Source organism: Variovorax atrisoli 110B (assembly GCF_000382045.1).
Taxonomy (GTDB): Bacteria; Pseudomonadota; Gammaproteobacteria; order Burkholderiales; family Burkholderiaceae_C; genus Variovorax; species Variovorax atrisoli.
The window spans coordinates 209,950-231,080 of record NZ_KB907450.1; the positions used below are offsets into that span (position 1 = coordinate 209,950).

Below are 21,131 nucleotides of genomic sequence, written 5' to 3' on the forward strand. Positions count from 1 at the left end.
CCATCGAACTGCACCCGCATCTGACAAGCCGCCGATCGAAAGCCTGCCGTCGACGACAACCTGGAGTACAGATGCATGTCGTTCGAGGCTCGCGCTGCCGCGCGGGCCATTCGACCCAAAACGCCCACCGAGCATGAACCCCAAGTCCGCAAAAATCGCCCTTAAAGCCTTCTTCGTCCTCTCCACGGGCTCGGCCTTCGCTGGCAGCATCACATGCACTCCTGCTCCTGCCGGCGCAGGCCCGGCCTCCTGGATCCGCCGGATCGCCATCGACGACCACTCGCGCACGGTCAACATGGACGTGGTGCGTCAAAGGACGAAGGACGCGGACACCATGGGCAAGATCAGGGCGGACCTGCTCGGCATCGAGGAGGCCCCGGGCGGGGAGCCTGCCTACGTGTTCAACGCGATTGCCGCTGACGGCGCCGAAGTCACGCATCTCTTCAGGCTGCACAAGGCCGGCGAATGGCGGCTGGCGAGTGCGGGTGTCGTGTTCGTCGGCAAGGTGCCGACGTTGCGGACGATCGAGCCCGGCAAGGTCTTCGACTGCAAGCGCTCAGAGCTCGGATAAGCGCTTCTGCGCTCGCCCTCGAAATATTTTTCGAACGCTGCCTCTTTGGTGGGCACCGTGTTGCAGGCCACGCCCAGCAACGCTTCCGAGCGATGCACACACAGTTTTCCACAGCATTGTCCCCATCGGAACGGGAAAACCCGTCATCGGCTTGTGCTAGGCGATCTGGGCGGGATCGAATGCTGGAAAAGGTAGGTGCAGGGTAGGCGGGCGCCGACAGACTGCGCTGCCCTCGGGGAGGAACATGCAATTCACCGCATCCCTGCGGAAAGGAGCGTGAAATGACGTTCGACTTCCTGTTTCGACCGAATCACACCGCGTACCTGCGGCGCGCGGCAGCCCTCCTGGAAGAGGCGCAGATGGCGCGCATCGAGCACCAGGCTGCGGCGGAGCACCACAGCGCGCTTGCCAGGATGTACGCCGAACGCGTCCGGCGTCTTGAGAACGAGCTCTATCGCCAGCCTCAGGGCGCGGCGCATGGGGCAGGGCCTTCGGCTGAAGCTGGTGGCTCCCCGGACGAGCGGCCCCAGCTGTATTCGCTGGACGGGAGCCGGAAGCCCGGCCTGAGCTCGGCGATCTGAGCACTGCGGGCCGGCGCAGGCACGCCAGGCACCCGGCATGGTCGGGGCGTTGGTTGCGTGCGCCTGTCACGCATACCCGCACGGGCAAAAAAATACCCGCCGGAGCGGGTTGCGAGTGCCCCTCGGGGGCATGCTCTAAGTACTGACAGAGAGCTCTTCTTTTATGCGGCCCTGTTGCGTGACAGCATCGGTATCGTCGTTGCCGGCCTTGACAGGCCGTGTCAGCCGGGAGCAGGCAGTCGCCGTAGGACACTCCTCAGACCGTGAACTAGTTGGCAGTTTTGCGGGGTTGCCCAGCCCTCGAATGCCCATCAGCCGGACTAGTCGCTCCGAAGTGTCGGTCCCGTCCGACAAGGCTGCGGCACATGAAGCCCTAGATTTTGTGGGCTCGCTTGAAGTGCGAGTTCTCTGTGCGTGACAGCACTCAAGAGGTTCAGCCCAGCCTTCGCGCTGGGTTTTTTTTGCGTGGCGCCTTCGTTCTCCCTTCTCCTTTCAGAAAAGTTCGAAGCGGAAGGTGGTCGTCTGCGGCTGGCTCAGCAGCGGGGTCGCGACCTCGCTCGCATGCTCCCAGGCCTCGCGCCAGATGCGGGCATGGGTGATCTGGGTTTCGCTCATCGAATCGATGCCGAATTCGAGCAGGTTCTGCCATGCCCGGTGGCATTTCAGGAGGCGCGAAGAGGGCCCGATGCGCTCTTCGAGCAACCGCAGGAACGTGAAGCGCACCTCCATCAGGTCGCGAATGGTGAGGTTGGCGCCCTCCAGACGGACGGTGTAGAGCTGCTCGCGGTTGGCTGTGTGATCGAACATCGGACGCGCATGCAACAAGGCCGCGAGCGGACTTGCCGGGAGCGCATGCGACCGCGCTTGTCCGAAGGTCTCAGGCCTTGCCTCTGTCTGGATAGAAGGGGGCCGGAAATATTAGCCAAGCGCCTGTTGAGCGAAATGGAATCGGCGTTCCGGTTTGTCGCCATGCGCGACCCCCCCGCGCGGCAGTCAGCGGAGGAACACGTGCTCCATGAACTGCCTTATCGGGTACTGGATCACGGTCTGCACCTTCGCCGGCAGTTCCAGCGGTCGCATCAGCATCTTGAGCGTGGTGCCCGGACTCAGGTGGGTGCGGATGGTGCCGTTCATGTCGGCGCTCAGCCGCTGCACGTAGGCGATGTCGTCGGCGCGCTCCGGCGAACGCGTCCTGACCACATGGCGGATCGCGCAGTCGGCGTCCTCGCTCTTGAGCTCCAGCGTGCGCCGGCCGATGGTGCCCAGCACGCGCAGGCGGCCCAGCTTCTCTTCTTCTCGGTAGCGCCGGTAGTAGCGGTAGAAGTGCTTGTAGTGGTTGACTTCGTCGGTGGCGATGCGGGTCGCAAGATCCTGCAGGACCGGCTCGTCGGTGCTGCGGGCCATGGCCCGGTAGTAGGTGGCGGTGCCGGTCTCGACCACGCAGCGGGCGGTCATCTCGAGGCCCCGGGTGGGGGCGAGCAGTTCGACCTTGCAGTAGGTCGCGTACTCCTCCAGGAAGTTGCGGTAGGCGGTGTCCCAGTCGAATTCCGGCCACACGTGGCGCACGTAGGCGCGAAGGGCCTTGCCGTGCTGCAGTTCCTCGAGCTCCCAGTGCTGGGAGAGCCAGTCGGTGACCTCCTGGTCGCCCTTGAAGAAGTCGACCAGGTTGTGCGTGTACAGGTCGGAGCCGCTCTCGATGAAGGAGGCGGAGGTCACCAGGTAGAAGAGGTTCTCGTCCGGGCGTACCTTGTCGAGCGCAATGCGCGAGAAATCCAGGTCTTCGATCGTCCAGTGCCTCTCGGCATCTTGGCTTGCCATGCGAACTCCTTGATCTTTTTGTCCGTACAAGTACGGATGGCGCAGACCGTCGTTGGTTCTCGTTTTTTGCGCCAGGACACATATTAGCCTTGGAGCGCGGATCGTGGTGTCGTCCGGGAGCCCTTGCCCGGCGTGGGCGGCATGGCCAAACCTATAATCGTTTGTTCAAGCAAATCAAGCAGTTAGGCCGGTTCGCCGCAGTGGGTTCGACATGAGGGTCGCCATCGCCGCGCCGCCCTCGACGGCAGAAGACGAATCCAAAGATGAGCCAGCCCACATTCACGGTCGCGGACATCCGCAAGACCTTTATCGATTTCTTCGCTTCCAAGGGCCACACGGCGGTCCCGTCGAGCCCGCTCGTGCCGGGCAACGACCCGACGCTGATGTTCACCAATTCGGGCATGGTGCAGTTCAAGGACGTGTTCCTCGGCACCGACAAGCGCCCCTATAAGCGCGCAGCCTCCGTCCAGGCCTGCCTGCGCGCCGGCGGCAAGCACAACGACCTCGAGAACGTGGGCTACACCGCCCGCCACCACACCTTCTTCGAGATGCTGGGCAACTGGAGCTTCGGCGACTACTTCAAGCGCGAATCGCTCAAGTGGGGCTGGGAGCTGCTCACGCAGGTCTACAAGCTGCCGGCCGACAAGCTCCTGGCCACCGTCTACCACGAGGACGACGAGGCCTACGACATCTGGACCAAGGAAATCGGCCTGCCGCCCGAGCGCGTGATCCGCATCGGCGACAACAAGGGCGGCAAGTACAAGTCCGACAACTTCTGGATGATGGCCGACACCGGCCCCTGCGGCCCGTGTTCCGAGATCTTCTACGACCACGGCCCGCACATCCCCGGCGGCCCCCCGGGCAGCCCCGAGGAAGACGGCGACCGCTTCATCGAGATCTGGAACCACGTGTTCATGCAGTTCGACATGCAGCCCGACGGCAGCGTGGTCAAGCTGCCTGCGCCCTGCGTCGACACCGGCATGGGCCTGGAGCGCCTGGCCGCGATCCTGCAGCACGTGCACAGCAACTACGAGATCGACATCTTCGAGGCGCTGATCAAGGCCGCCGCGAAGGCGACCGGCACGCAGGACCTGTCGAACAACTCGCTCAAGGTGATCGCCGACCACATCCGCGCCACCTCGTTCCTGGTGGCCGACGGTGTGATCCCGTCGAACGAAGGCCGCGGCTACGTTCAGCGCCGCATCATCCGCCGCGCGATCCGCCACGGCTACAAGCTGGGCCAGAAGAAGCCCTTCTTCCACAAGCTGGTGCCCGAGCTCGTCAGGCTCATGGGCGAGGCCTATCCCAAGCTGGTGGCCGACGAGAAGCGCATCACCGACACGCTGAAGGCCGAAGAAGAACGCTTCTTCGAGACCCTGGCCAACGGCATGGAAATCCTCGACGCGGCGCTGGCCGGCGGTGCCAAGACGCTGCCTGGCGACGTGGCCTTCAAGCTGCACGACACCTACGGCTTCCCGCTCGACCTCTCGGCCGACGTGTGCCGCGAGCGCGGCGTGAGCGTCGACGAAGCCGGCTTCGCTGCCGCCATGGAAAAGCAGAAGGCCGCGGGCCGGGCCGCCGGCAAGTTCAAGATGGACCGCAACGTCGATTACGCCGGCGCGGGCAACACCTTCACCGGCTACGAGCGCCTGGAAGAAAGCGCCAAGGTCGTCGCGCTGTACGTCGAGGGCTCTGCCGTCGACGAGCTCAAGGAAGGCCAGAGCGGCATCGTCGTGCTCGACACCACGCCCTTCTACTCGGAAAGCGGCGGCCAGGTCGGCGACCAGGGCGTGCTCGTGGCCGAAGGCGTGCAGTTCGGCGTGGAAGACACGCAGAAGATCAAGGCCGACGTGTTCGGCCACCATGGCACCCAGACCCAGGGCACGTTGAAGGTCGGCGACACGGTCAAGGCCGCGGTCGACACCGCCCGCCGCGCCGCCACCATGCGCAACCACTCGGTCACCCACCTGATGCACAAGGCCCTGCGCGAAGTGCTCGGCGGACACGTGCAGCAGAAAGGCTCGCTGGTCGACGCGGACAAGACGCGCTTCGACTTCGCGCACAACGCGCCCGTCACGCACGAGCAGATCCTCGAGATCGAGAAGCGCGTGAACGCCGAGATCCTCGCCAACACCGAGACGCACGCCCGCGTGATGGACATGGAGTCGGCCCAGAAGACCGGCGCGATGATGCTGTTCGGCGAGAAGTACGGCGAGACCGTGCGCGTGCTCGACATCGGCACCAGCCGTGAGCTGTGCGGCGGCACCCACGTGGGCCGCACGGGCGACATCGGTCTCTTCAAGATCGTCAGCGAAGGCGGCGTGGCCGCCGGCGTGCGCCGCATCGAGGCCGTCACCGGCGCGAATGCGCTCTCTTACCTGCAGGACCTCGAATCGACCGTGCAGAGCGTGGCTGCCACGCTCAAGTCGCCAGCCGCCGAACTGCAGGGCCGGCTCTCGCAGGTGCTGGAGCAGGTGAGGGCGCTCGAGCGCGAAGTGGGTGCGCTCAAGGGCAAGCTCGCGTCGTCGCAGGGCGACGAGCTCGTGTCGCAGGCCGTGGACGTCAAGGGCATCAAGGTGCTGGCCGCCAAGCTCGACGGCGCCGACGCCAAGACGCTGCGCGAGACCATGGACAAGCTCAAGGACAAGCTCAAGACCGCCGCCATCGTGCTGGCCGCCGTCGACGGCGAAAAGGTGCAGATCGCAGCCGGCGTCACCGCCGACAGCACGGGCAAGGTCAAGGCCGGCGAGCTGGTCAACTTCGTGGCCCAGCAGGTCGGCGGCAAGGGCGGCGGCAAGGCCGACATGGCCATGGCCGGTGGCACCAACGCGGCGGGCCTTCCGGCCGCGCTGCAGTCGGTGCAGGCCTGGGTCTCCGAACGCGCCTGACGGCCGGCAGCACCACCGGAACGAGCACGCCACCCATGCCAGAAGCGATCCCCGGTGAAGTGCTTGTGATGGGGGCGGGCACCATCGGGTGCTTCATCGGCGGCAGCCTCGCGGCCGCAGGCGTGCCCGTCACCTTCGTCGGCCGTCCGCGCGTGCTCGAGAAGCTCGCCAGGCACGGCCTGACGCTCACCGACATCGACGGCGCGAAGCGCACGCTGCCTGCCGATTCGCTGCGCCTTTGCGGGCAGGTGCCCGCCGGTGCGAAGCCCGCCCTGGTGCTGCTGTGCGTGAAGAGCGGCGCCACGGCCGAGGCCGCGGGCGAACTGGCCTTCTCGCTGCCGGCGGGCACGGCGGTGATCTCGCTGCAGAACGGCATCTCCAACTGCGCGGCGGCTGCGCAGACCGGTCCTTCGCTCAACGTGCGCGCCGGCATGGTTCCCTACAACGTCGCCGAGATCGGCCCGGGCGCCTTCCACCGCGGCACCGGCGGCCGTCTGGCTGCGGAAGACGACGCCGTGCTGCGCCCCTGGGTCCCGGTGTTCGAGCGCGCCGGCGTGCCGCTCGACCTGCATGCCGACCTGCTGCCCGTGCAGTGGGGCAAGCTGATGCTCAACCTCAACAACCCCGTCAACGCGCTCTCGGGCCTGCCGCTGCGCGAGGAGCTGATGCAGCGCGGCTACCGCCGGTGCTTCGCTTCGCTGATCGACGAGGCGCTGGGCGTCCTCAAGGTTGCGGGCATCGCGCCCGCGCAGGTTGCGGCGGTGCCGGCGCACCGGCTGGCCGGCCTGCTGCGGCTGCCCGACTGGATCTTCCGCATCGTCGCGGCGCGCATGCTGCGCATCGATGCCAAGGCGCGCTCCAGCATGGCCGACGACCTCGCGCTGGGCCGCCGCACCGAGATCGACGCGCTCAGCGGCGAGGTGGTGCGCCTCGCGCGCGAGCACGGCCTGAGCGCGCCGCGCAATTCGCGCATGGTTTCGCTGCTCGAGGCCTGGCCGCAGCAGCCGAAGCGCTGGACGGCACGGCAATTGCAGGACGCGCTGGGCCTGTAGCTGGGGCCTGTACCCTCGGCTGCATCTCGGCAGTTTCAAGGGGTTGTTCTGATGCAGGTCCTGATTCTCGGCAGCGGTGTCATCGGCACCTCGATCGCTTACTACCTGGCGCGCGCCGGGCACGAGGTGACGGTGCTGGAGCGCCAGCCGGCGCCGGCGCTGGAAACCAGCTTCGCCAATGCGGGCGAGGTGTCGCCCGGCTATTCGGCACCCTGGGCCGGGCCCGGCGTGCCGGTCAAGGCGATCAAGTGGATGCTGATGCAGCACAGCCCGCTGGTCATCAAGCCGATGCTCGATCCGGCCATGTGGCGCTGGGGCCTCTCGATGCTGCGCAACTGCACGCAGGCGCGCTATGAGGTCAACAAGAGCCGCATGGTGCGGCTCGCCGAGTACAGCCGCGATTGCCTGAAGGCGCTGCGCGCGGACACCGGCATCGCCTACGACGAGCGCATGCAGGGCACGTTGCAGCTCTTTCGCACGCAGCAGCAGCTCGACGGCACCTCGAAGGACGTCGAAGTGCTGCAGGCCTCCGGCGTGCCCTACCAGCTGCTCGACCGCGAAGGCTGCGTGCAGTACGAGCCGGCGCTCGCGGCGGTGAAGGGCAAGTTCGTCGGCGGCCTGCGGCTGCCGGGCGACGAGACCGGCGACTGCTTCAAGTTCACGCAGGCGCTGGCGAAGCTGGCCGAGGCCGAGGGCGTGAAGTTCCGGTTCGGCGTGAACATCCAGGCTCTCGAGCACGACGCGGCCAGGGGCGTGACGGCTGTGCGCAGCGACGCGGGCAGCTTCACCGCCGAGCGCTATGTCGTCGCACTCGGCAGCTACTCGCCGGCGCTGGTCAGGCCGCTGGGCATCCGGCTGCCGGTGTATCCGGTCAAGGGCTTCTCGATCACGGTACCGATCACCGATGCGGGCGGCGCGCCCGAGTCCACCGTGATGGACGAGACCTTCAAGGTCGCGGTCACGCGCCTGGGCGACCGCATTCGCGTGGGCGGTACGGCGCAGCTCTCGGGCTTCGACCTGCGGCTCAACGAGCGGCGGCGCGACACGCTCGAACACGTCGTGACCGATCTCTTCCCGCGAGGCGGCAACGTGCGCGACGCCTCCTTCTGGACCGGCCTGCGTCCCATGACGCCCGACGGCACGCCGGTGATCGGCGCCACCCGCGTTCCCAACCTGATGCTGAGCACCGGCCACGGCACGCTTGGCTGGACCATGGCGGCAGGCACCGGTCGGGTGATGGCCGACCTGATCGAGGGCAGGGCGCCTGCGATCGACATGGAAGGCCTCACCGTGGCGCGCTACGGCGGCTGAGGCCTCGTTCTCTCTCTCAATCCAAACAGGGCGGCCCCAAAAGGCCGCCCTGTTTTCGTTGCGATACAGGAATACGGGTTTTCCCTTAGTCATGAAGTTGTCTTCTTCGATATTCTTCGTGGCGTTCCATTAATAAATCGTTGTTTCTTTAGTGAAACAAACCTCGATCAGACGGACACGATGAAACCGACACGCCGCCATGCCATCGCCGCCGCCATTTCCATGGCCGCCGCTTGCGCCTCCGGACTCGCCTGGGCAGCCGACGGCTACCCGGCCAAGCAGATCACGCTGGTCGTCGCCTATCCGGCCGGCGGCGACACCGACGCGCTGGCGCGCCTCTTCGCGGAGAAGCTGTCGGCGCGCGTCGGCCAGACCGTGCTGGTGGACAACCGCCCCGGCGCCAGCGGCATCATCGGCAGCGCCTATGTGTCGAAGGCCGCGCCCGACGGCTACACGCTGCTGCTCGCGCCCAGCACCTTCTCGATCGCGCAGCTGGTGCTCAAGACCAACGGCTCGGGCTACGACGTGCTGAACGGCTTCACGCCGATCGTGCAGACGGGCAGCCAGCCGCTGTTCCTGGTGGCCGGCGGCAACAGCGGCCTCTCCACGCTGAAGGACGCCGTGGCTGCGGCCAAGGGCGGCAAGTCGCTGAGCTACGCGAGCCCGGGCAGCGGATCGCCGATGCACATCCTGGGTGAAATGTTCGCCCGCGCATCCGGAGCCAGCCTTGCGCACGTTCCATACAAGGGCGTGGCACCGGCCATCAACGACGTGCTGGGCGGCCACGTGCCGGTCACCTTCGTCACGCTGGGGCCGGTGGTGCCGTACCTCGCCGGCGGCAAGCTGCGCCCGCTGGCCGTGGCCTCGGCCCAGCGCTCGCCGCTCGCGCCCAACGTGCCCACGCTGGCCGAGCAGGGTTACAAGGACGTCGAGGTGACCGCCTGGAACGGCCTCTGGGGCCCGCGCAACCTGCCGCCCGAGATCGTGAAGACGCTCAACGGCCACTTCAACGAGATCCTGAAGATGCCCGAGATCGTCTCGCGCATGGCCGTGCTCGGCACCACGCCCGTGGGCGGCGACGCCGACGTGCTCGGCAAGACCAACGCCGCCGACTACGCGCGATTCGGCAAGGTCATCAAGGAGCTCGGCATCCAGGCCGACTGATCCGCACGACCGACCCACGCATCTCATTTCCATGACCGAACTCAAAGCCATCGCCGACCCCTCGAGCCTGCAGGCGCTGCTCGCCGAGATGCCCGCCAACCTGCTGGCCGGCCGCCGCGTGCTCGTGACCGGCGGCGCGCGCGGCCTGGGCCTCGCCTTCGCGCAATGCGTCGCCGCCGCGGGCGCGAGCGTTGTGCTGGCCGACATCCTCGGCGAACTGGCCGAGACCGAGGCGAAGGCGCTGCGCGAAGCGGGCCGCAACGCCCACGCGCTGCCGGTCGACCTGGCCAACCCGGGCTCCGTGGTGGCCTGCGCCGACGAGGCCATCCGCCTGCTCGGCGGCCTCGACGGTCTCGTCAACAACGCCGCCATCACCAACTCCGGCGGCCGCGACGCACACCAGCTCGAGATCGACGTGTGGGACCGCGTGATGAACGTCAACGTGCGCGGCAGCTGGCTCATGGGCCGTGCCTGCCGCGCCGCGCTGGCCGAAAGCGGCCGCGGCGCGATCGTCAACCTCGCCTCCGACACCGCGCTGTGGGGCGCGCCCAACCTGCTGGCCTATGCGTCGAGCAAGGGCGCGGTCATTTCCATGACGCGCTCGCTGGCGCGCGAGTGGGGCGGCGACGACATCACCGTCAACGCCGTGGCGCCCGGCCTCACGCTGGTGGAGGCCACCGAATACGTGCCGATGGCGCGCCACCAGAAGTACCTCGAAGGCCGCGCCATCCCGCGCGAGCAGCAGGCTGCCGACGTGTGCGGCGCCACCGTCTTCCTTCTCTCGGGGCTCGCGCGCTTCGTGACGGGCCAGCTGCTGGCCGTCAACGGCGGCTTCGCGATGCACTGAGAGCGAACCCACGCACCCGATTTTTCCGACCAAGGAGTCAACCCGATGAGCGACCTATCCGAACAGCAGAAGATCAACCCCGCGGCCACCAGCACGCTGGCCCAGCCCGAAGGCAGCAGCCTCGCGGAGTGGATGAACACCCGCATCGCCCGCTACGAGACCCGCAAGTACGACTGGGACGCGCTGAAGTTCCAGGCCGACTTCGACCCCAAGTACCGCCGCGCCCAGATGCGCTACGTGGGCACCGGCGGCACCGGCGTCGCCGCCGACGTCAACACCGTGCCCGCCGAGCACTTCACCTTCTCGACCATGGTGATCCCCGCCGGCCACGAAGGCCCGCCGCACCTGCACACCGACGTGGAGGAAGTGTTCTTCCTGATCCGCGGCAAGCTCAAGGTGGTGATCGAGAAGGACGGCGAGCGCTTCGAGACCATCATGACCGACCGCGACCTGATCTCGGTGCCGCCCGGCGTGTACCGCGAGGAGATCAACATCGGCGACGAGGACGCGCTGATGTGCGTGATGCTCGGCGCGAAGAAGCCGGTGACGCCGACGTACCCGGCCGATCACCCCCTCGCCAAGATCAAGCGATAAGGCGAACCCCTCAGGCCCGCCCACTCCGCGCGGCCGCCGCCCCCTTGCAGGGGCGGTACCTGCGGCCCGGCAAGGCCGGTTCCGCGGTATTCCCGAAAAAAGACCCTCAGCCCATGAACCACGCTGCCCATCCTGATGCGCTCCTGCCGGCCTCCGAGCTGGCACGGCTCGACGCCCGCTTTCCGGCGCGCGATGTCGCGGTTGGCGGCGGCGCGGTGGTGTCGGTGCGCGAGTGCGGGCGGGGCGCGGCCATCGTGTGCCTGCACGGCATCGGCTCGGGCGCGGCATCGTGGATCGACACCGCCGCGCTGCTCGCATCGCAGGCCCGCGTGATTGCCTGGGATGCGCCCGGCTACGGAAGCTCCACGCCGCTCGAGGCCGGCGCGCCGACCGCCGCCGACTACGCGGCGCGCCTGGGCGCCTTGCTCGATGCGCTGGAGATCGATTCGTGCGTACTGGTCGGCCATTCGCTCGGTGCCATCACCGCCGCCTCGGCCGCGCGCAGCGATGCGCGCGTCCACCGGCTGGTGCTGGTCAGCCCGGCCGTCGGCTACGGCGCGGCGTCTCGTGCGGAAGCCCGCGCCAGGGTCCGCGCCGAGCGCCTCGCCACGCTCGACGAACTCGGCATCGCAGGCATGGCCGCGAAGCGTTCGGCCCGGCTGGTTTCCGAAAACGCCTCCGAGCACGCCCGCCAGTGGGTGCGCTGGAACATGGCTCGGCTGAACGACCGCGGCTACCGCCAGGCGGTCGAGCTGCTGTGCAACGCCGACCTTCTGGCCGACCTGCCGCCGCCCATGCCGGTGCGCGTGGCCTGCGGCGCGCTCGACGTGGTCACGCCGCCGTCGGCCTGCGAAGAAGTCGCGCGCCAGTGCGGAGTGCCGCTCGAATTGGTGGACGATGCGGGCCACGCCGGCTATGTGGAGCAACCACAGGCCGTCGCCAAGCTGCTGCGCGAATCGCTCGCCGGCTGACCGCAATCACACAGAGACATCCGAGGAAGGAACCACTGGCATGGCCAACAACAACAACGACGGCAACGAAGCGATTGAAGAGGGCGCCGACCGCTACAACGTGCCCGCGCTGGAGCGCGGACTGCGCGTGCTGTGCGAGTTCAGCCGCGAAAGCCGCACGCTCTCGGCGCCTGAACTGGCGCGCCGCTTCGACCTGCCGCGCTCGACCGTCTTCCGCCTGCTCACCACGCTGGAGAACATGGGTTTTCTCGAGCGCACCGAGGGCGGTCGCGACTACCGCCTGGGCCTGGCCGTGCTGCGCCTGGGCTTCGAATACCTCGCCTCGCTGGAGCTCACCCAGCTGGGCACGCCGCTGCTCAACCGCCTGTGCGATGAGCTGCGCACACCCTGCAACCTGGTGGTGCGCGACGGCCGCTCCATCGTCTACGTCGCCAAGGTCGCGCCGCCCACGCCCTTCGCGAGCTCGGTCACCGTGGGCACGCGGCTGCCGGCCCATGCCACGGTGCTGGGCCGCATCCTGCTCGAAGACCTCACGTTGCCGCAGCTGCGCGCGCTCTACCCCGAAGACAAGCTCGAGACCTTCTCGCCGAGCACGCCCAAGACCGTGAACGAACTCTTCGACATGGTGCAGGCCGACCGCCAGCGCGGCTACGTGCTGGGCGAGGGCTTCTTCGAATCGAACATCTCCAGCATCGCCGCGCCGGTGCGCGACCACAGCGGCCACATCGTCGCCGCCCTGGGCGCCACCGTCACCGCCAGCCACATCGAGGAAAGCCGCATCGACGAGATGGTGCAGCGCGTGCGCGGCACGGCCGACGAGATCTCCGGCCTGCTCAATTACTCGCCCGCGCGCACCGCCAAGGTGGTGCCGCTGCGCTCCGCATGACCCTGAAACCATGACAGACCAGGCTCTTCCTTCCTTCTTCGCCGCCGATGCGCTGGCCGGCCGCGTGGCCGTGGTCACGGGCGGTTCGTCGGGCATCGGCCTGGCCACCGTCGAGCTGCTGCTGGGCTGCGGCGCCGCCGTCGCGCTGTGCGGCCGCAATGCCGAGCGGCTCGACGGCGCCGTGGCCGGCCTGCGCAGTCAGTTCCCGGGCGCGAAGCTCTTCGCTCAGCCTTGCGACGTGCTCGATGCCTCCTCGGTGCGCGCCTTCGCCGCCGCCAGCGAAGCCGCGCTCGGCCCGGCCTCGATGCTGGTCAACAACGCGGGGCAGGGCAGGGTTTCGACTTTCGCGAACACCGACGACGAGGCCTGGACCGAAGAGCTGAACCTGAAATTCTTCTCCGTCATCAACCCCACGCGCGCCTTCCTGCCGCAGCTCGCGGCACAACGTGCGGTGCTGGGCGATGCCGCCATCGTCTGCGCCAACTCGCTGCTGGCGCGCCAGCCCGAGCCGCACATGGTCGCCACCTCGGCCGCGCGCGCCGGCCTGCTGAACCTCGTGCGCTCCATGGCGACCGAATTCGCGCCGCAGGGCGTGCGCGTCAACGGCATCCTGATCGGCCTGGTGGAGTCGGGCCAGTGGCGCCGCCGCTTCGAGGCGCGCGAAGACAAGTCGCTCGACTGGGCCGCCTGGAGCGGCCAGCTCGCGAAGAACAAGCACATCCCGCTGGGTCGCCTGGGGCTTCCGACCGAAGCCGCGCGCGCGATCCTTTTCCTCGCTTCGCCCCTCGCGTCGTACACGACGGGCAGCCACATCGACATTTCCGGAGGCCTGTCACGCCATGCATAACCCCAACAACACCGTCACCGTCGGCGCCGTCGTCGCTGCCTTTCTCGAACAGTGCGGCGTCAAGGCGGCCTTCGGCGTGATCTCGATCCACAACATGCCGATCCTCGATGCCTTCGCGCAGCGCGGCACGGTGCGTTTCATCTCGGCGCGCGGAGAAGCCGGCGCGGGCAACATGGCCGACGCCTACGCGCGATCCACCGCCAGCCTGGGCGTGTGCATCACCAGCACCGGGCCTGCCGCGGGCAACATCGCGGGCAGCATGGTCGAGGCCCTGACGGCCGGCGCGCCGCTGCTGCACATCACCGGGCAGATCGAGACGCCGTACCTCGACAAGGGCATGTCGTACATCCACGAGGCGCCCGACCAGCTCACCATGCTCAAGGCCGTGTCGAAGGCCGCGCTGCGCGTGCGCAGCGTCGAGACGGTGCTCGGCACGCTCAAGCGCGCGGTGCAGCTCGCGCTGACGGCGCCGACCGGCCCGGTAAGCGTCGAGATCCCGATCGACATCCAGTCGGCGCTGACCACGATGCCGGACGACCTGTCGCCGCTGCCCGTCGAGCGCGCCGTGCCGTCGGCCGCCGCACTCGACGCGCTGGCCGCGCGCCTCGCCGTTGCAAGGCGCCCGATGCTGTGGGTCGGCGGCGGTGCCCGCCATGCCCGCGCCTCCATCCAGCGCCTGCAGAAACTCGGCTTCGGTGTCGTCACGACGACGCAGGGCCGCGGCACGGTGCCCGAGGACGACGCCGGTTCGCTCGGCGCCTACAACATCCAGAAGCCGGTCGAGGCCCTCTACCAGACCTGCGACGCGATGCTCGTGGTCGGTTCGCGCCTGCGCGGCAACGAGACGCTCAAGTACGAGCTGAAGCTGCCCCGCCCGCTATACCGCATCGACGTCGACGCCGCCGCCGAAGGCCGCTGCTACGCGTCCGAAGCCTTCGTCTGCGGCGATTCCGCGCTGGCCCTCGAAGGCCTGGCCGACCGCCTCGAAGCCGCCAGGTACAAGGCCGACCCGCAACTGCTGGTCGACCTGCGCGCCGCGCACGACCAGGCGGTTGCGGGGCTGCGCGACGGCCTCGGCCCGTACGCCGAACTCGTGCGCCAGCTCCAGTCGGCGGCCGGGCGCAACTTCAACTGGGTGCGCGACGTGACCGTCTCCAACAGCACCTGGGGCAACCGCGAGCTGCGCGTCTTCGAACCGAGCGCCGGCGTGCACGCCACGGGCGGCGGCATCGGCCAGGGCATGCCGATGGCCATCGGCGCGGCCATCGGCGCGGCAGTGACGGGATCGGGCCGCAAGACCTTCTGCCTGGCCGGCGACGGCGGCTTCATCCTGAACCTGGGCGAGCTGGCCTGCATGGTGCAGGAGAAGGCGCCGATGGTGATCGTGCTCATGAACGACAAGAGCTACGGCGTCATCAAGAACATCCAGGACGCGCAGTACGGCGGCCGCCAGTGCTACGCCGAGCTGCACACGCCCGACTACGACCTGCTGTGCAAGTCGATCGCGCTGCCGCATGCCCGCGTGCACGACCTGGCCGAGCTGCCCGCCCGCATCGGCGAGGCGCTGGCGGCCGAGGGCCCGTTCCTGCTTGAGATCGACATGCTCTCGATCGGCAGCTTCAAGACCACCTTCGCCGGCCCGCCGACCAACACGGTCACGCAGATCCCGGCGCTCGGCACGGTGGGCAAGTGAGGGAAGGCCGTTCCATGCCAACGCCAACGCCCACGCGGATCGCACTCGTCGGCTGCGGAGCGATCGGCACCTCGGTGCTCGAACTGCTCCACGGCGATCCCGCGCTGAAGGTGGTGGCTGTCGTCGTGCCCGCCGACGCCATCGCCGCTGCGCAGAAGGCTGCACCCGACGCGCAGGTGGGCAGCGCGGTGCCCGCCGACGGCATCGACCTCATGGTCGAGACCGCAGGCCATGCCGCCATCGAGCAGCACGTGCTGCCCGCGCTGGCGCGAGGCCTGCCCTGCGTGGTCGCCTCGGTCGGCGCGCTGTCGGCCACTGGCCTTGCCGAGAAGCTCGAAGCCGCGGCGGTTGCCGGCAGCACGCAGGTGCAGCTGATTCCGGGCGCCATCGGCGCGATCGACGCGCTCGCTGCCGCCCGCATTGGCGGCCTCGACAGCGTGCGCTACACCGGCCGCAAGCCGCCGCTGGCCTGGAAGGGCACGCCGGCCGAGCAGGGCCGCGACCTGGGCGCGCTGGCGCATGAAACCGTGATCTTCGAAGGCAGCGCGCGCGAAGCGGCCTTGCTCTATCCGAAGAACGCCAACGTCGCGGCCACCGTCTCGCTCGCGGGGCTTGGGCTCGACAGGACGATGGTGCGCCTCATCGCCGACCCGGCCACCGCCGAGAACGTGCACACCGTCGAGGCCGAGGGCGCCTTCGGCAGCTTCGAGCTGACCATGCGCAACAAGCCGTTGGCGGCCAACCCCAAGACATCCGCGCTCACCGTCTACAGCGCCGTGCGCGCGCTGCGCAACCGCGTGGCCGCGCTCGCCATCTGAATCCGCCGTCTTCCATGATCTCCTCCGAACTCCTTCCGATCTGCATCGCCGGCGAATGGCGCCTGGGTGGCGGCGACGTCTACGAAAGCCTCTATCCGGCCACCGGCGAGCCCATCGCGCGCCTGCGGGCCGCGAGCCTGGCCGACGTCGAGGAGGCCATCGCGGGCGCAGACCGCGCCTTCCGCACCAGTGGCTGGGCGCAGCGCCTGCCCCACGAGCGCGCGGCCGTGCTGCACCGCGTGGCGCAGCTGATCCGCGAAGAGGCCGAATCGCTCGCGCAGAAGCAGCGCCTGGACAACGGCAAGCCGATCAACGAGACCCGCAACCTCGTGGCCAGCGCCGCGGGCACCTTCCAGTTCTTCGCGGCAGCGCTGGAGACGCTGGAGGAAACCATCACGCCGTCTCGCGGCGCCTTCGTGACCATGAGCGTGCACGAGCCCATGGGCGTGGTCGCCGCCATCACGCCGTGGAACTCGCCCGTCGCCAGCGAGGCGCAGAAGCTGGCGCCCGCGCTGGCCGCGGGCAACGCCGTGGTCGTGAAGCCCGCCGAGGTCACGCCGCTGATGGCGCTGGAGCTGGCGCGCATCTGCGAGAAGGCCGGCGTGCCCAAGGGCATCGTCAGCGTGCTGCCGGGCAGGGGCTCGGTGATCGGCGACGCGATCACCAAGCATCCGCTGGTCAAGCGCGTGTCGTTCACCGGCGGCACCACCACCGGCAGGCACATCGCCCACATCGCGGCCGACAAGATGATGCCGGTGTCGCTGGAGCTCGGCGGCAAGTCGCCGACCATGGTGCTGGACGATGCCGATCTCGACCACGCGGTGAACGGCGTGCTCTACGGCATCTTCAGCTCGTCGGGCGAGTCGTGCATCGCGGGCTCGCGCCTGTTCGTGGCGCGCGGCATCTACGACGAGTTCCTCACCCGGCTGGCCGAAGGCGCCAACGCGCTGCGCGTGGGCGATCCGGCTTCGGAGCGCACGCAGATGGGTCCGCTCATCACCGCGAAGCACCGCGAGGGCATCGAGCGCTACGTGGAGCTCGGCGTTTCCGAAGGCGGCAGGATTCGCACGGGCGGCGTACGCCCGCATGGCGACGGCTATGACCGCGGCTACTTCTACAAGCCGACCATCATCGAGGGCCTGACAAACGGCGCCCGCATCAGCCAGGAAGAAATCTTCGGCCCGGTGCTGGTGGCCATGCCCTTCGACAGCGAGGAAGAACTGATCGCGCAGGCCAACGACAGCGTCTACGCACTGGCGGCCGGCGTGTGGAGCCGCGACTTCAAGCGTGCCTGGAAGCTGGGGCGCGCGGTGCAGGCCGGCACGGTCTGGGTCAACACCTACAAGCAGTTCTCGGTGTCCACGCCCTTCGGCGGCTGGCGCGACAGCGGCCTGGGCCGTGAGAAGGGCCGCGAAGGCATCTTCCAGTACATGGAGCAGAAGAGCATTTACTGGGGCACCAATGACCAGCCTCTGCCTTGGGCAGCACCATGAAAACCCCCGGGCTTCGCGCACTTCGTGTCGCTGCGCCAACCCCCTTGCGGGGGGCGATACCTGCGGCCCGGCAAAGCCGGTTCCGCGGTATTCCTGGAACGAGATGTTCGGTGCCGCGCGTGTGCCGCTCGGCATGAAAGAAAGATTGAAATGAGCGTACTTGGCATCGACCAGATCACCTACGGCGCGGACGACCTGCCCGCCTGCCGCCGGTTCTTCCAGGACTGGGGCCTTTCCCTGAAGTCGGAGGCCGCCGACGAACTCGTCTTCGAGTGCTTGAACGGCTGCAAGGTGGTGGTCGCGGCACTGGACAAGCCGGGCCTGCCGCCCGCGATGGAGGAAGGCCCGACGCTGCGCGAAGTGGTGTGGGGCGTGGAAAGCGAAGCCGATCTCGACCGCTACGCCGCCGCCATCGCGCGAGACCCGGCGTTCTTCGACGACACGGTGGACGGCGCGCGCCACATCGGCTGCATCGACCCCAACGGCCTGGCCGTGCGACTGCAGGTCAGCCGCAAGCACGCGGTGCAGGTCGACTGCGGCGCCATGAACACCTGGAACGCGAAGCTGCGCATCAACCAGCCGGCGCCCGTCTACGAACGCGCCACGCCCATCGAGGTCGGCCATGTCGTGTTCTTCGTGAGCGACGTGAAGGCCACCGGCGCCTTCTATGCCGATCGCTTCGGCTTCGTGGCCTCCGACAGCTACCCCAACCGCGGCGCCTTCATGCGCTGCGCGGCCGAAGGCGGCCACCACGACCTGTTCCTGCTGCAGATCCCCTCGGGCAAGCGCGGGCTGAACCACGTGGCCTTCACCGTGCGCGACATCCACGAGGTGTTCGGCGGCGGGCTGCACTTCTCGCGTTGCGGCTGGGAAACCCAGCTCGGCCCGGGCCGCCATCCGGTGTCTTCGGCGTACTTCTGGTACTTCAAGAACCCGGCGGGCGGCCTCATCGAGTACTACGCCGACGAAGACCAGCTCACCGCCGACTGGCAGCCGCGCGAGTTCGAGCCTGGCCCCACGGTCTTCGCCGAATGGGCAGTGGACGGCGGCCTCGATGGCAACACGCGCCGCCAGAAGAACGCCGAAGGGCCCAAGGGCGCCTTCATCACCGAAAAGAAATGACTCACCCGACCACCGACATGCAACGACGTTTCTCTCTTTCCGTCCTGTTCGCCGCAGTCGCGGCCTTCACGCTCGCCGCGCCCGTGCACGCGCAGCAGAGCGAGGCGCAGAAGCAGCTCTCGAGCGAGCGCTTCACCATCATCTCGCCGTTCCCGCCGGGCGGGCCGGTCGATACGCTGGCCCGCGTGCTCTCCGACGGCCTGGCCAAGCGCTACGGCCAGGCGGCGGTGGTCGACAACCAGGTGGGCGCGGCCGGCAACATCGGCATGGACAAGGTCAAGCGCGCCAAGGGCGACGGCCACACGCTGCTGGTGATACCGGCGGGCAACGTCACCATCAACCCGACGCTGATGCCCAACTTCCCCTTCGGCATGGCGAAGGACTTCGTGCCGGTCACCATGCTCGCGAAGGCGCCCAACGTGCTGGTGGCATCGCCCGAATCGGGCATCAGGAACGCGAAGGACCTGGTCGCTCAGGCCAAGGCCAAGCCCGGCACGCTCTCGTATGCCTCGCCCGGCGTGGGCAGCGGCCTGCACCTGGCGGGCGAGCTCTTCAAGCAGCAGGCCGGCATCGACATGCTGCACGTGCCCTACAAGGGCACGGCGCCCGCGCTCAACGACGTGCTCGGCGGCACCGTGCCGCTGATGTTCAGCAACCTGCCGGCGACGCTGCCCTTCCTGAAGAACGGCAAGCTGGTCGCCATCGGCGTGACCGAGGCGAAGCGCAGCGCCGCGGCGCCCGACATCCCCACGCTGGCGGAGCAGGGCATCCAGGGCGTGACCGTGACCTCGTGGTACGGCCTGATGGCGCCCAAGGGTACGCCGCCCGCCGTGGTCGAGCAACTCGCCAAGGACGCGGCCGAGATGCTCTCCAAGCCCGACGTGCGCGAGCGCCTGAAGCTGCAGGGCATGACCGACGCGGCCATGAAGCCGGCCGAGTTCGCCGCCTACATCCGCGACGAGACGGCCGTGTGGGCCAAGATCATCAAGGCCCGCAACATCGTTGCCGAGTGAGCCGGCGCAGGAACGAAGGCAAAGTCTCATGAAGACCACCAGCGAATCCACCATCGGCATCGTCGGCGCGGGCATCGGCGGGCTCGTCGCGGCCATCGCGCTGCGCCGCGCAGGCCACGACGTGGTCGTGTTCGAGCAGGCGAAGCAGTTCGCCCGCGTCGGCGCCGACATCAACCTCACGCCCAATGCCGTGCGCGCCCTCGACGGCCTGGGCGTGGGCGAGGCGGCCCGCGTCACGGCGGCGCGCCCCTCGCACCGCATCAGCCGCACCTACGACACCGGCGAGGAGACTTCGCGCCTGGAGATGGCCGACACCGCCGAGCAGCGCTACGGCGCGCCGCAGCTCACCATCCACCGCGCCGACCTGCTGGCGGCGCTGGCCGACATGTTCCCGAACGAGCGCGTCGCGCTCGGCAAGCGGGCCGAGAAGATCGCCGCCGATGAAAGGGGCGTGAGCCTCTCGTTCGCGGACGGCACCGATGCACGCGTCGGCGCACTGATCGGCGCGGACGGCATCCACTCGTGCGTGCGCACCGCGATGTTCGGCGCCGAGAGCCCGCGCTTCACCGGCATCGTGGCCTACCGTGCCGTGGTGCCGGCCAAGCGCGTGGCCGGCGTGCCCAACCTGGGCGCCTTCACCAAGTGGTGGGGCCCGAATCCGCAGAGCCAGATCGTCACCTTCCCGCTGAACCGGGGCAAGGACGTCTTCATCTTCGCGACCACGCCGCAGGACAGCTGGCACCTCGAATCGTGGACCGCGCCCGGCAGCGTCGAGGAACTGCGCGAGCAGTACGTGGCCTACCACCCCGAGGCGCGCGCCTTGCTCGACGCCTGCGACACGGTGCTCAAGACCGCGCTATATGAACGCGACCCGATGCCCGCCTGGACCAAGGGCCGCATGGCGCTGCTGGGCGATGCCGCGCACCCGATGCTGCCCTTCATGGCGCAGGGCGCGGGCATGGCCATCGAGGACGCTGTGGTGCTGTCGCGCCATCTCGAAGGCGTAGCCATGGCCGACTTGCCTGCCGCGCTGCAGGGCTTCGAGACCGCGCGCATCGAGCGGGCCAGCCAGGTCCAGCTCGGCTCGCGCGGCAACAACTGGCTGCGCGAAGGCGGCAACGCGGACTGGGTCTACGGCTACGACGCCTGGGCCGTGCCGCTAGCGACCCCGGCCATGGCGGCCGCCGCCTGAATCTTCAATTCATTCCGCCCTACGGAGGCCCACGATGCAAACCCAAGACCGCTACCTGCAACCGCACCAGGCGCGCCGGCGCCCCGCGACCACCTACGAAGACCTGCTGGGCGACGTGATCGAGCGCGCCTTCGCAGATGGCATCCACGACCTGCCGGGCCTGGTGCAGCGCCTGAACGACAGCGGCCTCGCCACGCCGGGCGGCCAGCAGTGGACCGAAGAGCTCTACCGCAAGGAAATGGCCGCGCTGGCGGCCTGAGAGAGGGAAAG

At 68.6% G+C, this 21,131-nt stretch carries 20 protein-coding genes; 18 read left to right on the forward strand and 2 right to left on the reverse strand.

The genetic code is table 11. The features are described 5' to 3' along the window. Positions 1 to 133: 133 nt before the first annotated feature. Positions 134 to 571 carry a hypothetical protein gene (locus G369_RS0101015; protein WP_019652108.1) on the forward strand — a complete coding sequence of 146 codons (438 nt, stop codon included), beginning with the start codon at positions 134 to 136 and terminating at the stop codon, positions 569 to 571. 281 nt (positions 572 to 852) lie between these two features. Continuing rightward, a complete protein-coding gene (locus G369_RS0101020; RefSeq protein WP_019652109.1) occupies positions 853 to 1,152 on the forward strand; it encodes a hypothetical protein in 300 nt (99 codons plus the stop codon). A gap of 492 nt (positions 1,153 to 1,644) precedes the next feature. Here the strand turns inward: G369_RS0101020 and G369_RS0101025 are convergent, their stop codons facing one another. Continuing rightward, on the reverse strand, positions 1,645 to 1,959 hold the full coding sequence (locus G369_RS0101025; RefSeq protein WP_019652110.1) for a hypothetical protein: 315 nt from the start codon (positions 1,957 to 1,959) through the stop codon (positions 1,645 to 1,647). 186 nt (positions 1,960 to 2,145) lie between these two features. Then, the gene (locus G369_RS0101030) at positions 2,146 to 2,970 is read right to left on the reverse strand and encodes a ferritin-like domain-containing protein (RefSeq protein ID WP_019652111.1); all 825 of its coding nucleotides are present in this window, start codon (positions 2,968 to 2,970) and stop codon (positions 2,146 to 2,148) included. A gap of 263 nt (positions 2,971 to 3,233) precedes the next feature. On the opposite strand from G369_RS0101030, the gene alaS reads away from it, so the two are divergent. The 16 genes from alaS to G369_RS0101110 all read left to right on the forward strand — a co-directional run bounded on the left by alaS (position 3,234) and on the right by G369_RS0101110 (position 21,120). Further along, complete coding sequence (gene alaS, locus G369_RS0101035; RefSeq protein ID WP_019652112.1) at positions 3,234 to 5,858, forward strand: alanine--tRNA ligase; 2,625 nt, start codon at positions 3,234 to 3,236, stop codon at positions 5,856 to 5,858. A 35-nt stretch (positions 5,859 to 5,893) separates the two neighbouring features. After that, positions 5,894 to 6,910, forward strand: a complete 1,017-nt coding sequence (locus G369_RS0101040) for a 2-dehydropantoate 2-reductase (protein WP_019652113.1) — start codon at positions 5,894 to 5,896, stop codon at positions 6,908 to 6,910. Positions 6,911 to 6,961: 51 nt separating this feature from the next. Continuing rightward, positions 6,962 to 8,221: a D-amino acid dehydrogenase gene (locus G369_RS0101045; protein WP_019652114.1), complete on the forward strand. Its 1,260-nt coding sequence runs from the start codon at positions 6,962 to 6,964 to the stop codon at positions 8,219 to 8,221. 180 nt (positions 8,222 to 8,401) lie between these two features. Next, entirely contained in the window at positions 8,402 to 9,385 is a 984-nt protein-coding gene (locus tag G369_RS0101050) for a Bug family tripartite tricarboxylate transporter substrate binding protein (protein WP_019652115.1), read from the forward strand. Positions 9,386 to 9,416: 31 nt separating this feature from the next. Further along, the gene (locus G369_RS0101055) at positions 9,417 to 10,232 is read left to right on the forward strand and encodes an SDR family oxidoreductase (protein WP_019652116.1); all 816 of its coding nucleotides are present in this window, start codon (positions 9,417 to 9,419) and stop codon (positions 10,230 to 10,232) included. Positions 10,233 to 10,277: 45 nt separating this feature from the next. After that, complete coding sequence (locus tag G369_RS0101060) at positions 10,278 to 10,826, forward strand: cupin domain-containing protein (RefSeq protein WP_019652117.1); 549 nt, start codon at positions 10,278 to 10,280, stop codon at positions 10,824 to 10,826. Positions 10,827 to 10,939: 113 nt separating this feature from the next. Beyond that, positions 10,940 to 11,797, forward strand: coding sequence for an alpha/beta fold hydrolase (locus tag G369_RS0101065; protein ID WP_019652118.1), 858 nt, complete (start codon positions 10,940 to 10,942; stop codon positions 11,795 to 11,797). Positions 11,798 to 11,837: 40 nt separating this feature from the next. Then, positions 11,838 to 12,683 carry an IclR family transcriptional regulator gene (locus G369_RS0101070; protein WP_019652119.1) on the forward strand — a complete coding sequence of 282 codons (846 nt, stop codon included), beginning with the start codon at positions 11,838 to 11,840 and terminating at the stop codon, positions 12,681 to 12,683. 10 nt (positions 12,684 to 12,693) lie between these two features. Further along, positions 12,694 to 13,530, forward strand: coding sequence for an SDR family oxidoreductase (locus G369_RS0101075; protein ID WP_019652120.1), 837 nt, complete (start codon positions 12,694 to 12,696; stop codon positions 13,528 to 13,530). Beyond that, positions 13,523 to 15,223 carry a thiamine pyrophosphate-binding protein gene (locus tag G369_RS0101080; RefSeq protein WP_019652121.1) on the forward strand — a complete coding sequence of 567 codons (1,701 nt, stop codon included), beginning with the start codon at positions 13,523 to 13,525 and terminating at the stop codon, positions 15,221 to 15,223. The genes G369_RS0101075 and G369_RS0101080 overlap by 8 nt, the downstream gene beginning before the upstream one ends. Before the next feature lie 14 nt (positions 15,224 to 15,237). Further along, a complete protein-coding gene (locus G369_RS0101085; protein ID WP_019652122.1) occupies positions 15,238 to 16,041 on the forward strand; it encodes an aspartate dehydrogenase in 804 nt (267 codons plus the stop codon). 14 nt (positions 16,042 to 16,055) lie between these two features. Further along, the gene (locus G369_RS0101090; RefSeq protein ID WP_019652123.1) at positions 16,056 to 17,534 is read left to right on the forward strand and encodes an aldehyde dehydrogenase; all 1,479 of its coding nucleotides are present in this window, start codon (positions 16,056 to 16,058) and stop codon (positions 17,532 to 17,534) included. A gap of 150 nt (positions 17,535 to 17,684) precedes the next feature. Beyond that, positions 17,685 to 18,656 (forward strand): VOC family protein, encoded by a 972-nt coding sequence (locus tag G369_RS0101095; RefSeq protein ID WP_019652124.1) that lies wholly within the window; start codon positions 17,685 to 17,687, stop codon positions 18,654 to 18,656. Between the two features lie 17 nt (positions 18,657 to 18,673). Further along, complete coding sequence (locus G369_RS0101100; RefSeq protein ID WP_020722903.1) at positions 18,674 to 19,669, forward strand: Bug family tripartite tricarboxylate transporter substrate binding protein; 996 nt, start codon at positions 18,674 to 18,676, stop codon at positions 19,667 to 19,669. Between the two features lie 28 nt (positions 19,670 to 19,697). Next, positions 19,698 to 20,861: an FAD-dependent monooxygenase gene (locus G369_RS0101105; RefSeq protein ID WP_019652126.1), complete on the forward strand. Its 1,164-nt coding sequence runs from the start codon at positions 19,698 to 19,700 to the stop codon at positions 20,859 to 20,861. A 34-nt stretch (positions 20,862 to 20,895) separates the two neighbouring features. Beyond that, complete coding sequence (locus G369_RS0101110) at positions 20,896 to 21,120, forward strand: recombinase-like helix-turn-helix domain-containing protein (RefSeq protein WP_019652127.1); 225 nt, start codon at positions 20,896 to 20,898, stop codon at positions 21,118 to 21,120. Positions 21,121 to 21,131 lie beyond the last annotated feature (11 nt).

Coding starts and splice junctions, on each gene's coding strand:
- G369_RS0101100 (WP_020722903.1), top strand. CDS start 18,674: ATGCAACGACGTTTCTCTCTTTCCGTCCTGTTCGCCGCAGTCGCGGCC.
- G369_RS0101075 (WP_019652120.1), top strand. CDS start 12,694: ATGACAGACCAGGCTCTTCCTTCCTTCTTCGCCGCCGATGCGCTGGCC.
- G369_RS0101070 (WP_019652119.1), top strand. CDS start 11,838: ATGGCCAACAACAACAACGACGGCAACGAAGCGATTGAAGAGGGCGCC.
- G369_RS0101105 (WP_019652126.1), top strand. CDS start 19,698: ATGAAGACCACCAGCGAATCCACCATCGGCATCGTCGGCGCGGGCATC.
- G369_RS0101090 (WP_019652123.1), top strand. CDS start 16,056: ATGATCTCCTCCGAACTCCTTCCGATCTGCATCGCCGGCGAATGGCGC.
- G369_RS0101060 (WP_019652117.1), top strand. CDS start 10,278: ATGAGCGACCTATCCGAACAGCAGAAGATCAACCCCGCGGCCACCAGC.
- G369_RS0101110 (WP_019652127.1), top strand. CDS start 20,896: ATGCAAACCCAAGACCGCTACCTGCAACCGCACCAGGCGCGCCGGCGC.
- G369_RS0101030 (WP_019652111.1), bottom strand. CDS start 2,970: ATGGCAAGCCAAGATGCCGAGAGGCACTGGACGATCGAAGACCTGGAT.
- G369_RS0101050 (WP_019652115.1), top strand. CDS start 8,402: ATGAAACCGACACGCCGCCATGCCATCGCCGCCGCCATTTCCATGGCC.
- G369_RS0101040 (WP_019652113.1), top strand. CDS start 5,894: ATGCCAGAAGCGATCCCCGGTGAAGTGCTTGTGATGGGGGCGGGCACC.
- G369_RS0101025 (WP_019652110.1), bottom strand. CDS start 1,959: ATGTTCGATCACACAGCCAACCGCGAGCAGCTCTACACCGTCCGTCTG.
- G369_RS0101020 (WP_019652109.1), top strand. CDS start 853: ATGACGTTCGACTTCCTGTTTCGACCGAATCACACCGCGTACCTGCGG.
- G369_RS0101015 (WP_019652108.1), top strand. CDS start 134: ATGAACCCCAAGTCCGCAAAAATCGCCCTTAAAGCCTTCTTCGTCCTC.
- G369_RS0101095 (WP_019652124.1), top strand. CDS start 17,685: ATGAGCGTACTTGGCATCGACCAGATCACCTACGGCGCGGACGACCTG.
- G369_RS0101085 (WP_019652122.1), top strand. CDS start 15,238: ATGCCAACGCCAACGCCCACGCGGATCGCACTCGTCGGCTGCGGAGCG.
- G369_RS0101045 (WP_019652114.1), top strand. CDS start 6,962: ATGCAGGTCCTGATTCTCGGCAGCGGTGTCATCGGCACCTCGATCGCT.
- G369_RS0101065 (WP_019652118.1), top strand. CDS start 10,940: ATGAACCACGCTGCCCATCCTGATGCGCTCCTGCCGGCCTCCGAGCTG.
- G369_RS0101080 (WP_019652121.1), top strand. CDS start 13,523: ATGCATAACCCCAACAACACCGTCACCGTCGGCGCCGTCGTCGCTGCC.
- alaS (WP_019652112.1), top strand. CDS start 3,234: ATGAGCCAGCCCACATTCACGGTCGCGGACATCCGCAAGACCTTTATC.
- G369_RS0101055 (WP_019652116.1), top strand. CDS start 9,417: ATGACCGAACTCAAAGCCATCGCCGACCCCTCGAGCCTGCAGGCGCTG.